Below are 10,952 nucleotides of genomic sequence, written 5' to 3'. Positions count from 1 at the left end.
CTGCCCGGCGTTTGAGGGCGAGGCGCGCAGCGCCGGAGAGAAGGGGGTCTGGGGGCGGAGCCCCCAGGGGCGGGTGCGTGACAGGGAGGTGGCGTCCCGTTATGTCCTGCTACGCGCCGCATGGCGTATGGCGGAAGTACGCCACGCACACAACCCGTCACCGACAGCCCTCCCCAAACACGTACACCGTGCATAAAGCTGAGCGGTCATCCGGTCCCGTATTCCGGACCCTTCGATCAACTCGATCAACACGATCAACTCGACCTGACGCACAGGGATGCCGATGACCCCCGACTCGAAGAGCGCACCCACCCCGGGTGCGAGACGCACGGCCCGCCTCGCCACCGCGATAGGCGTGGCGGCCGCCCTGGGTGTGGCAGCGCCACTCCCGTTGGCGTTCGCCGACGACACCCCCGCCCCCGCCGCCACGGCCGCCGCCCCGAAGGACGCCGCCGCCAAGCTCGGCGCCGCCGACGCGGAGCTGCTCGCCGACGCGAAGGCGGACGGCGACAAGACCGTCACGATGATGGTCGCCACCGCCCCGGGCACGACCGAGCAGGTCGCGAAGCAGCTGGACGCCGTCAAGGGCGGCTCGGTGGGCCGTACTTACGACAAGCTCGGCTACGTCCGCGCCTCCGTGCCGACGGCGAAGGCCGACGCGGCGATCGCGGCGGCGAGCAAGCTCACCTCCGTACATGGCATCGACCTGCGCCAGGAGATCAAGCTGGACGACCCCAAGCCGGGGAGCGGCAAGGGGGCCAAGGCGGCCAAGTCCGGCGCGGCGGCGGCCTATCCGGCGCCGGACAAGAACACGCCCGCCACGAACCCGTACAACCCGTCCTTCGAGACCGGCGCCGTCGACTTCGTGAAGAAGCACCCGAAGGCCGACGGGCGCGGCATCACCATCGGCATCCTCGACTCGGGCGTCGACCTCCGGCACCCGGCGCTGCAGAAGACGACGACCGGCGCGCGCAAGATCACGGACTGGGTGACGGCGACCGACCCGATCGTCGACGCCGACGCGACCTGGCGCCGGATGACGAATCCGGTCAGCGGGCCGACGTTCACCTTCGACGGCGACACCTGGAAGTCCCCCGCGGGCTCCTTCCAGGTCAACCGCTTCCGCGAGGCCGCGACCACCGGCGGTGACGCCAAGGGCGACCTGAACCGCGACGGGGACACGACCGACACCTGGGGCGTCCTGTACGACCCGGCGGCCGGCACCGTCCGCGTCGACCTGAACGACAACAAGGACTTCACCGACGACGCGGTGATGAAGCCCTACGGGGACAAGCACCAGGTCGGCTACTTCGGCAAGGACGACCCGGCGACCGACGTCGCCGAGCGCGTGCCGTTCGTCGTGGAGATCCGCAAGGACGTGCCGACGGACCCGTACGGCGGCGACTGGGTCGGCAAGAAGGCCGACTTCGTGAACATCGGCGTCATCGAGTCCGAGCACGGCACGCACGTCGCGGGCATCACGGCCGCCAACAAGCTGTTCGGCGGCAAGATGAACGGCGCGGCCCCCGGCGCCAAGCTGGTGTCCTCGCGCGCCTGCACCTGGACCGGCGGCTGCACCAACGTCGCGCTCACCGAGGGCATGATCGACCTCGTCACCAAGCGCGGCGTCGACATCGTCAACATGTCCATCGGCGGTCTGCCCGCGCTCAACGACGGCAACAACGCCCGCGCGGAGCTGTACAAGCGCCTCATCGACACGTACGGCGTGCAGCTGGTGATCTCGGCCGGCAACTCGGGCCCCGGCGCCAACACCATCGGCGACCCCGGGCTCGCCGACCACGTCATCTCCGTGGGCGCCGCGATCTCCAAGGAGACCTGGGCCGCCAACTACGGCTCCGAGGTGACCCGGAAGTACGGGATGTTCAACTTCTCCTCGCGCGGTCCGCGTGAGGACGGCGGCTTCCAGCCCCTGATCACCGCACCGGGCTCGGCCATCAACACCACGCAGACCTGGCTGCCGGGCTCCCCGGCCGCGGAGGCGGGCTACAAGCTCCCCGCCGGCTACTCGATGCTCCAGGGCACGTCGATGGCGTCGCCGCAGGCCGCGGGCGCCTCCGCGCTGCTCCTGAGCGCCGCCAAGCAGCAGCGCGTCGACCTCACCCCGGCCAAGCTGCGCACCGCGCTCACGTCGAGCGCCGACCGCATCCCCGGCACGCAGGCCTACGAGCAGGGCACCGGCCGGATCGACATCGTGGGCGCCTGGGACGCGATCAAGGGCGGCGCCAAGGCCCATGAGTACACGGTCAAGGCGCCCGTCGACACGGCCCTCGACCAGGAGCTGAAGAAGCCCGGCACGGGCCTGTACGACCGCGAGGGCGGCCTGAAGGCGGGCGAGAAGAAGACGTACAAGATCACCGTCACGCGGACCACCGGGCCGCGCGGGCCGGTGCGCCACCAGCTGAAGCTCGCGAACAACCACGAGGGCACGTTCAAGATCCTCGGCGACAGCGAGATCTTCCTGACCCGCGACAAGGCGGCGACGGTGCGCGTGCAGGCGCAGCCGAAGTCCGCGGGCGTCTCCAGCGCCCGGCTGACCGTGGACGACAAGCGCACCCGCGGCATCGACCACCAGATCATGACGACCGTGGTGGTCTCCAAGGAGCTCGCCAAGCCGTCGTTCACGTACCAGGCGTCGGGCTCGGTCAAGCGCAACGGCACCGCGTCGCACTTCGTGACGGTCCCCAAGGGCGCCAAGTCCCTCGAGGTCGCGCTCGGCGGGCTCGGTGACAAGAGCCAGACGCGGTTCATCTCCATCCACCCGTACGGGCTCCCGGCCGAGTCGACGTCGTCGCTCGTCTGCTACCCGAACTTCCCGAACCCGGACAACACCTGCCGTCCCGACGTCCGGTCGTACCCGGACCCGACGCCCGGCGTCTGGGAGATCGAGGTCGAGGCGCGCCGTACCTCGCCGCTGCTCGACAACCCGTACAAGCTGGACGTCGCCGCGCTCGGCGTGTCCTTCGCCCCGGCGCCCCTGAAGGTCGCCGACGCGAAGGTCGGCGCGGCAACGCCGGTCACGTGGAAGGCGACGAACAACTACGCCGCCGTCGACGGCAAGCTGAAGGGCGGCTCGCTCGGCTCGGCCGCCACCGCACGGCCCACCGTCAAGCCGGGCCAGAAGCAGACCACGACCGTCGTGGTGCCCGAGGGCGCGACCCGGCTCGACGCCGCGATCGGCCGCACCTCGGACGCCCGCGCCGACCTGGACCTCGCGGTCCTCAAGGACGGCAAGGTCGTCGGGAGTTCCGCGGACGGCGACGCGGAGGAGTCGGTGAGCATCGCCAAGCCGGCCCCGGGCACGTACACCATTGAGGTGACGGGCTACTCCATCCCGTCGGGCGAGACCGCGTACGACTACCGTGACGTGTTCTTCTCCGCCTCGCTCGGCGAGGTGAAGGTCGACGAGTCCAAGGCGGTCAAGCTCGCAGGCGGCCAGTCGGCGGACGTCACCGCGGACCTGGTCGTGGGCACGCCCGCCGCCGAGGGCCGGGTCCTGTTCGGCGAGGTGAACCTGCTGAACGCGCGCGGCACGGTCGCGGGCACGGGCAGCGTGACGGTGGAGAAGGTCACGCCGTGACCCGGTGAGGAAGTAACCCGGTACGCCGGTGGGGGCGGGCACTTGGTCAAGTGCCCGCCCCCACCTGCTTATTGCCGCTTGCTACGCCCTATGCGTCAGAGCGTCAGAGCGTCAGTGCTTGAGCGACCGGATGTCCTGCGCGTACGTGCCCACCGCGTGCGCGATGACGTCGATGTTCAGGTCGAACGCCTTGCGGTTGATGTTCTTGATGTCATCGCCCTTGGCGTGGTAGTTCGGGTCGTACGGCTGACCGGCCTTGCCACCGGCCTTCGCCGCCTGCTCCTCGGTCTTCTTGCCCTCGGCGCCGGTGAAGGTGCCGCCCGCGGGGATGCCCTCCGCGATGAAGGGGCCGTAGTCGGAGCGGCCGTCGAAGTCGGTGCCCCAGTGCGGGACCTTCTTCTTGTCGAGGTAGCCGTTGATGAGCTTCTCGATCTGGGCGGAGCCCTTGGGGCCCGCGCCGGAGCCGACGTTGTCGGAGTTGTCGCCGTCGTAGACGAGCTCCGCCGCGTTCGGCGAGCCGATCATGTCGAAGTTCAGGTAGAGCTTGATGTTCTTCTTCTGCTGCGGCGTCAGGGTCTTCACGTAGTGGTCCGCGCCGAGCAGGCCCAGCTCCTCGGCCGACCACCAGGCGAAGCGGACCTTGTTGTTCAGCTTCTTGCCGCCCTTGGTCTCCTTGGCGAGCCGCTCGGCGACCTCGATGAGACCGGCGGAGCCGGAGCCGTTGTCGTTGATGCCGGGGCCCTCGGGCACGGAGTCCAGGTGGGCGCCGAGCGCGACGACGCGGTCGGCGCGGCCGCCGCGGGTCTCCGCGACGACGTTGCGGGTCTTGTGCGGGACCGCCTCGGTGGCGACGTCGATGTTGACCTTGACCTCGCCCTGCGCGACCTGCTTGGCGAGCGCCTCGCCCTCGGCCAGGGTGACGCCGACGGCGGGGATGTGCGCGTTCGCCGGGCTCTCCAGGTTGCCGTGGACGGGCTTGTCGCCGGAGTGGTTGTACAGGAGCAGGCCGATGGCGCCCGCCTTGGTCGCGGCGGCCTCCTTCTCGGCGAAGGAGCAGGTGCCGCGCTTCACGAGCGCGATCTTGCCGGTGAAGGTGTCGGACGCGTAGTCGTCGGCCTCGCAGCCGGGCGTGTCGTCCACGCGGGCGGCGGCGAGCGGGGCCGCGATGCCGCCCTCGGGCGTGGCCTTGCTGAAGTCGAACGCCACGGCGTTCAGCTTGCGCGCCTCGGGCGAGAGCACCGCCGCGCCCTCGCGCACGGTCTTCGACGAGTAGAACGTGAAGTCCTGGTACGAGACCTTGTAACCGGCCTTCTTCAGGCGGTCGTGGACGTACTTGGTGGACTCCTTGTGGCCCTTGGTGCCGGCCGCGCGGTTGCCGCCGTTCTTGTCGGCTATCTCCTGGAACTTCTCCAGGTGGCGGAAGGCGCTCTTGCCGGACGACTTCTTGACCAGCTTCTTGGCGAGCTTCTTGGCCTGCTGCTCCTGCGTCGGCTGCGGCGCGTGGCCTCCCTGCGCGCCCGCCTGGGGTGCGGCGACGAACAGGACGGGGAGGGCGACGGCCGCGGAGACGATTGCGGCCGCGGCCCGGCTGCGGGGTGCGCGCACGGGGTTCCTTCCATGGGGGGTTCGCTGAACGGTCCCGTGATCGTTTCGATGATCACCGGATCGCCAGTGATCATCAGTGATCGCGGTGGAAGGAAGTTAGCCTGGAAAAACCCCAGTTCAAAGGGTTTATCGGCGGGCGCAACAGCGCCTTCACCCAAACGTCACCGGAACTCAGCACTCCACTCCGGTCCCTCGGCCGGGCCCGGCTCAGCACTCCACTCCCTTGGCCTCAAGCGCTCTGGCCTTGGGCAGCGCCTTCACGATCCACCTCCGCTCCCGCGCGAGCTGCTTCCCCGTGGACCAGATGTCCGGCGACTCCTCGCCCTTGGGGATCCCGATCAGCGCCCGGTCCCCCGCTTCGAGGCGCGGGTCGACGTTCACGTCCATCACGAACGTGACCTCGTCCGGGGCCTTGGCGGGCTTGTAGGAGCGGGACACGTCGAGCGTGATCCGGTCCTGTACGCCGCCGGGCAGCGGCTCGACGCTCTCGACGGTGCCCTCCACGACGAGGCGCGCGCAGGCGACGTAGCCCTCGGGCGACTGGCTCGCGGAGTCGTTCTCGGTGCCGCTGTGCGGGTCGGGCCGCCGCTTGCCGCTCTCCGGGAACGCCTTGCCGTCGTCCCCGCCTCCGCTGTAGAGGTCGTCCCCGGCTCCGATGTCGCCGCGCGCCCCGAGCCAGACCGTGCCGCCGAGCAGCCCGGCGGCGAGCGTGGCGGCGAGGGCGAGCAGGGCGCGGCGGCGCCCGGCCGGGGTGCGCAAGGCCCGTGCGGGCCGGGGCGCCGGTGGCCGCTCGGCCGCCGCCTCCCCCTCGGGGCGCCGCGCCAGGGCGTCCCCCGCCGCCCGCAGCTGCTCCCGCAGTGCCGCGACGTCGGCGACGGCCGCCGCGTACTCGGCCAGGAACTCCTCGTCGTCGCGGGCCTCTTCGGGCACCGGTGCGTCCGTGACGGCCAGCATCAGCGCGTCGACGCCGGCCCCTTCGTCGACATCGTCATGGGGCTCGTACGGCTCCTCGTGCGCCACGGTCACACCACCTCTCCCTCGTGCAGTCGCTCCCGCAGGACCCGTACGGCCGCGTGCAGCCTGCTCTTGACCGTGCCCTCCGGAATGCCGAGTTCCGCGGCGATGGCGCGCACCGGCAGATCGGCGTAGAAGCGCAGGACGACGACCTGGCGCTGGCTGTCGGGCAGGGCGTCGAGGCCCTGGGCCACGGCGAGCGACAGGACGCGCGACTCGGCGCCGTCGTCCGCGGCGCTCTCGGGGCGCAGCGCGGCGAGCCGTTCGCCGAGCCGCTCCTGGCGGCGGCGCGCCCGGTGCCAGTCCATGGCCCAGTTGGAGGCGACGACCGCGGCCCACGCCGCGACGTCGCGCGGCGCCCGCTCGCCCTTCGCCGCCCGTTCCAGGAGCCGCAGCCTGACCTGCTGCACCCCGTCCTGGAGCTCCCCGTACGGCACCCCGCCGAGCGACAGGACGGCCCGCACCCGGTCCTCCTGGGCCGGCTCCAGCGGGTCGGCCGTCTCGCGCCCCGGCACGCCCCCTTCCGGGCGGCGCGGTTTTCTGCGCAGCAATGCCCCTCCCCCTCCCGCGTTTCCCCTAGGACGCGGGAGGGCGGGAAAACGTTCGGGGGCCGCTTCGGCGCGGGTGTGACGTACGCCTCCCCGGGCCCCGCCCTTCGGCGCCCCCGCCCTTGACCGGGGGCTTATTCGCTGGTCGGGCCCCGTCTCAGTACCTGGTTAAAAGCCCAATGAATTGGACAGGCGCCCCGGGGTCCCCCGCATGATGGAGGACGCCAGAGCCAGCCGAGGGTCTTAGTGATCAAGGGAGTCGCCGTGAAGGTCGGAATCGTCGGAGCCACCGGTCAGGTCGGTACGGTCATGCGCAAGATCCTCGCCGAGCGGAAGTTCCCGCTGGACGAGCTGCGCCTGTTCGCGTCGGCCCGTTCGGCGGGGACGGTCCTGGACGGCGTGACGGTCGAGGACGCCTCGACGGCCGACTACTCGGGCCTCGACATCGTGCTGTTCTCGGCGGGCGGCGCCACGTCCAAGGCGCTCGCCGAGAAGGTCGCGTCCCAGGGCGCCGTCGTGATCGACAACTCCTCGGCCTGGCGCCGCGACCCCGACGTGCCGCTCGTCGTCTCCGAGGTGAACCCGCACGCGATCGCGCACCGCCCCAAGGGCATCATCGCGAACCCGAACTGCACGACGATGGCCGCGATGCCGGTCCTCAAGCCGCTGCACGTGGAGGCCGGGCTCACCTCCCTGGTCGTCGCCACGTACCAGGCGGTATCCGGCTCCGGGCTCGCCGGTGTCGACGAGCTCTTCGGGCAGGTCCAGAAGGTCGGCGCCGACGCCCCGAAGCTCACCCACGACGGCTCGGCCGTCGAGTTCCCCGAGCCCGACAAGTACGTCGCGCCGATCGCGTACAACGTCCTGCCGCTGGCGGGCTCCGTCGTCGACGACGGCCTGAACGAGACCGACGAGGAGCAGAAGCTCCGCCACGAGTCCCGCAAGATCCTGGAGATCCCCGGCCTCAAGGTCTCCGGCACGTGCGTGCGCGTGCCCGTCTTCACCGGCCACTCCCTCCAGGTCAACGCCCGCTTCGAGCGCCCCCTGAGCCCCGAGCGCGCCACGGAGATCCTCTCGGGCGCGGAGGGCGTCGTCGTGACCGACGTCCCGACCCCGCTGGGCGCCGCGGGCCGCGACGAGTCCTTCGTGGGCCGCATCCGCGGCGACGAGACCGTCGAGAACGGCCTGGCCTTCTTCATCTCGGACGACAACCTGCGCAAGGGCGCGGCGCTGAACGCTGTTCAGATTGCGGAGTTGGTCGCGGCGGAGTCCTGACCCTCGTCCCCGGCGTGCCGTAGATCGCGCTGCGCGCTCGTCCTCAAACGCCGGACGGGCTGGATTCTCCAGCCCGTCCGGCGTTCTGCTTAGCTCGATGTCTGAAAACCGCCAGTATGGGGTGGTGTCGGGGGATGAAGGTGGACCCATGAGCACCGCATTCACACCTCGCCCCATTGACCCCGACACCCTCAAGCAGCTCCGGCACACGGACGACGCGGGGAAGCCCTGTGTCCCGTTCGTCGAGGAGGGAGAGGGCGGCTCGCCGCTGCGCTGCTGCCTGAAGCCCGCCCGCGTCGGCGAGCGCATCGCCCTCGTCTCGTACGCCCCGCTGCGCCGCTGGGCCGAGAGCACCGGCGCGCGGCCGGGAGCGTACGACGAGCAGGGGCCCGTCTTCATCCACGCGGACCCGTGCGACGGCCCCGACAGTGCCCCGGACTCGTACCCCTTCGACCGGAGCGGAGCGCTGCGGACCGTGCGCCGCTACGACTCCGAGGGCCGGATCGTCGGCGGGCGGCTCCTGGAGATCCCGCAGAATCCGACGGTCGGCTTCGACGGGGCCTTCGCCGAGGCGTTCGCCGAGCCGGAGGTCGCCTTCGTGCACGTCCGGGCCCTTGAGTACGGCTGCTTCATGTTCGCGGTGGACCGCCCCGCGTAGGTCCCGCTCGGACAGGCCCTAGGCCGCCGCGCGGACGGTCTCGGTCTCCGTGACCGCCCGCGCGAACGCCCGCACCCGCTCCGTCTCCGCGTCCCGGTGCCAGACCGTGCCGAGCACCGAGTCCGGCAGGCCGTCCACCGGGACGAAGACGACGTCCTCGCGGCCGTGGTACTGGGCCGTCGGCCGGCACAGGAGCATCGCGCCGCGGTCGGCGGCGACCAGCGTCAGGCCCTCCTGGAGGGTGCGTACGGCGGGCGCGGGCACGGCCGACGGGGCGTGGGCCTCGCGCCAGTACGCCGGGGCGGGGGCCGTCGCCGAGATGAGGGGCGTGTCCGTCAGGTCGGCGGCGGTCAGCGAGGCGCGGGACGCGAAGGGATGGCGTACGGAGACCGCGACCGTCTGCCGCTGGCGGGAGAACAGGGGGCCGAGGACCAGGTCCGGCTCCGCCACCGGGAGCAGCACGATCGCCACGTCCACCTCGCCGTGGCGCACCGCGCCGAACGGGTCCGCGAACGGCACCTCCGCGATCTCCGTCACGCATCCCGGGTGCTGCTTCTGGAACGTCGTGATCGCCTCCATCAGGCGCGCGTCCGCCGTGCCCTGGAAGCCGACCCGAAGCCGCCCCTCCACACCCCGCGCCGCCTCCCGGGCCCGGGTCACCACGCCTGCCAACTCCGCGTAGGCAGGGCGCAGTTCGGCCAAGAATTGCTCCCCCAGGGGAGTCAGCCGCACCCGGCGGCTAGTACGCTCCACGAGCCGCGCCCCGATCCGCTGTTCCAGCGCGGCGAGCAGCTGGCTGACCCTGCTCTGGGAGACGTACAGCCGCTCGCCCGTCCGCCCGAAGTGCAGCTCCTCGGCCAGGACGAGGAAGCACTCCAGCTCCCGAACCTCAAGCCCGCCCATACGTGACCGCTCCTTGACCTCGCGCTCGCTCGCCGTCGATCGATGAGCCCAGCTCATTCAAGGATGAGATCTTCGGCGTTGTTCCCGACCGGCGCGCGGGCGTTGGCTGGTGCCCATGGAAACCCTGACCCAGACCCCCCACTCCCGTACCCGGCAGCGAACCCTGCCGCTGGCGGTCGTCGCCGTCGCCGCCGCCACGTTCTCCGTCGTCACGACCGAGATGCTGCCCGTCGGCCTGCTCACCTCGCTCGCGTCCGGCCTCGGCGTCTCCGACGGCACCGCCGGGCTCACCGTCACCCTGCCCGGTGTCGTCGCGGCCCTCGCGGCGCTCCTGCTTCCCGTCGCCGTGCGCCACGCCGACCGGCGTGCCGTGCTGTGCGGGCTCATGCTGCTGCTCGGCGCCGCGAACCTGCTGTCGGCGCTGGCGCCCAACTTCGCCGTGCTGCTCGGCGCGCGGATCGTGGTCGGCCTGTGCATCGGCGGCGTCTGGGCGGTCGCCGCCTCGCTCGCCGTGCGGCTCGTGGACGCCGAGTCCGTGGGCCGTGCCACCGCCGTCATCTTCAGCGGCATAGCCGTCGCCTCCGTCCTCGGCGTGCCCGCGGGTACGTTCCTCGGGGAGCTCACCGGGTGGCGCTGGGCGTTCGGGGCCGTCGCCGTGCTCGGGTTCGGCGTCGCCGCGCTGCTCCGCGTCGTGCTGCCCGCGCTGCCCGCCGACGAGGCCGTGCGGCTCGGCGCGTTCGGCGGGCTGCTGCGGCTGCCCCGCCTGCGGGTCGGGCTCATCGCCGTGGCACTGCTCGTCGTCGGGCACTTCGCCGCGTACACGTACGTGCGGCCGGTCCTTGAGCGGGTGCCTGACGTCGGCGCCGGCCTGATCAGCGGGCTGCTCCTCGCCTACGGCGTCGCCGGGATCGTCGGGAACTTCCTCGGCGGGACCTTCGCCGCGCGGGATCCGCGGCGGGCCCTCCTCGTCATCTCCGCCGGCCTCGGCGGCGTGGTGCTGCTCATGGGCACGGCCGGGAACTCGCTGGTCGCGTCCGTCGTCCTGCTCGTCGCGTGGGGCCTCGCGTACGGGGGTGTGTCCGTGTCGTCCCAGAACTGGGTGATGGCGGCGGCCCCGCACGCCCGCGAGGCCGCGTCCGCCCTGTTCGCCGGGGTCTTCAACGTCGCCATCGCCCTGGGCGCGCTGGTCGGGGGGCGGGTCGCGGACGGGGTCGGGGTGACGAGTGCGCTGTGGGTCGGGGGCGGGATGGCGGTGGTGGCGCTGGGGGTGGTGGCGGTGGCGCGCCAGCGGTGATCTGTCCCCCACCCCGCCCCTTCCCGAACTGGGGGCTCCGCCCCCAGGCCCCCTTCT

The 10,952-nt window shown here is 71.8% G+C and carries 8 protein-coding genes; 4 read left to right on the top strand and 4 right to left on the bottom strand.

The window, feature by feature from the left end; all coding sequences use genetic code 11:
- The first annotated feature begins 283 nt into the window (after nucleotides 1-283).
- Nucleotides 284-3,598 (top strand): S8 family serine peptidase, encoded by a 3,315-nt coding sequence (locus ACFWZ5_RS41700; RefSeq protein WP_384806481.1) that lies wholly within the window; start codon nucleotides 284-286, stop codon nucleotides 3,596-3,598.
- A gap of 111 nt (nucleotides 3,599-3,709) precedes the next feature.
- Here ACFWZ5_RS41700 and ACFWZ5_RS41695 read toward each other — a convergent pair whose 3' ends face one another.
- The 3 genes from ACFWZ5_RS41695 to ACFWZ5_RS41685 all read right to left on the bottom strand — a co-directional run bounded on the left by ACFWZ5_RS41695 (nucleotide 3,710) and on the right by ACFWZ5_RS41685 (nucleotide 6,768).
- Nucleotides 3,710-5,203 carry a M28 family metallopeptidase gene (locus tag ACFWZ5_RS41695; protein ID WP_384805286.1) on the bottom strand — a complete coding sequence of 498 codons (1,494 nt, stop codon included), beginning with the start codon at nucleotides 5,201-5,203 and terminating at the stop codon, nucleotides 3,710-3,712.
- 207 nt (nucleotides 5,204-5,410) lie between these two features.
- Nucleotides 5,411-6,229 (bottom strand): hypothetical protein, encoded by an 819-nt coding sequence (locus ACFWZ5_RS41690; protein WP_384805288.1) that lies wholly within the window; start codon nucleotides 6,227-6,229, stop codon nucleotides 5,411-5,413.
- A complete protein-coding gene (locus ACFWZ5_RS41685; RefSeq protein ID WP_384805290.1) occupies nucleotides 6,226-6,768 on the bottom strand; it encodes an RNA polymerase sigma factor in 543 nt (180 codons plus the stop codon). The genes ACFWZ5_RS41690 and ACFWZ5_RS41685 overlap by 4 nt, the downstream gene beginning before the upstream one ends.
- A 261-nt stretch (nucleotides 6,769-7,029) precedes the next feature.
- On the opposite strand from ACFWZ5_RS41685, the gene ACFWZ5_RS41680 reads away from it, so the two are divergent.
- Nucleotides 7,030-8,040, top strand: coding sequence for an aspartate-semialdehyde dehydrogenase (locus ACFWZ5_RS41680; protein ID WP_384805292.1), 1,011 nt, complete (start codon nucleotides 7,030-7,032; stop codon nucleotides 8,038-8,040).
- 148 nt (nucleotides 8,041-8,188) lie between these two features.
- Nucleotides 8,189-8,698 carry a DUF1203 domain-containing protein gene (locus ACFWZ5_RS41675; RefSeq protein WP_384805294.1) on the top strand — a complete coding sequence of 170 codons (510 nt, stop codon included), beginning with the start codon at nucleotides 8,189-8,191 and terminating at the stop codon, nucleotides 8,696-8,698.
- An 18-nt stretch (nucleotides 8,699-8,716) separates the two neighbouring features.
- On the opposite strand, the gene ACFWZ5_RS41670 is transcribed toward ACFWZ5_RS41675, so the two are convergent.
- Nucleotides 8,717-9,601, bottom strand: a complete 885-nt coding sequence (locus tag ACFWZ5_RS41670; RefSeq protein ID WP_384805298.1) for a LysR family transcriptional regulator — start codon at nucleotides 9,599-9,601, stop codon at nucleotides 8,717-8,719.
- A 115-nt stretch (nucleotides 9,602-9,716) separates the two neighbouring features.
- On the opposite strand from ACFWZ5_RS41670, the gene ACFWZ5_RS41665 reads away from it, so the two are divergent.
- The gene (locus ACFWZ5_RS41665; protein ID WP_384892341.1) at nucleotides 9,717-10,895 is read left to right on the top strand and encodes an MFS transporter; all 1,179 of its coding nucleotides are present in this window, start codon (nucleotides 9,717-9,719) and stop codon (nucleotides 10,893-10,895) included.
- Nucleotides 10,896-10,952 lie beyond the last annotated feature (57 nt).

This window comes from Streptomyces sp. NPDC059003 (assembly GCF_042740445.1).
Classification (GTDB): domain Bacteria; phylum Actinomycetota; class Actinomycetes; order Streptomycetales; family Streptomycetaceae; genus Streptomyces.
The sequence above is the reverse complement of the archived record's forward strand: the minus strand, read 5'-3'. Positions and strand labels throughout refer to the sequence as shown.

Bases quoted from the DNA above. Each gene is read 5' to 3' on its own strand.
- ACFWZ5_RS41700 (WP_384806481.1), top strand. From the start codon at position 284: ATGACCCCCGACTCGAAGAGCGCACCCACCCCGGGTGCGAGACGCACG.
- ACFWZ5_RS41675 (WP_384805294.1), top strand. From the start codon at position 8,189: ATGAGCACCGCATTCACACCTCGCCCCATTGACCCCGACACCCTCAAG.
- ACFWZ5_RS41670 (WP_384805298.1), bottom strand. From the start codon at position 9,601: ATGGGCGGGCTTGAGGTTCGGGAGCTGGAGTGCTTCCTCGTCCTGGCC.
- ACFWZ5_RS41665 (WP_384892341.1), top strand. From the start codon at position 9,717: ATGGAAACCCTGACCCAGACCCCCCACTCCCGTACCCGGCAGCGAACC.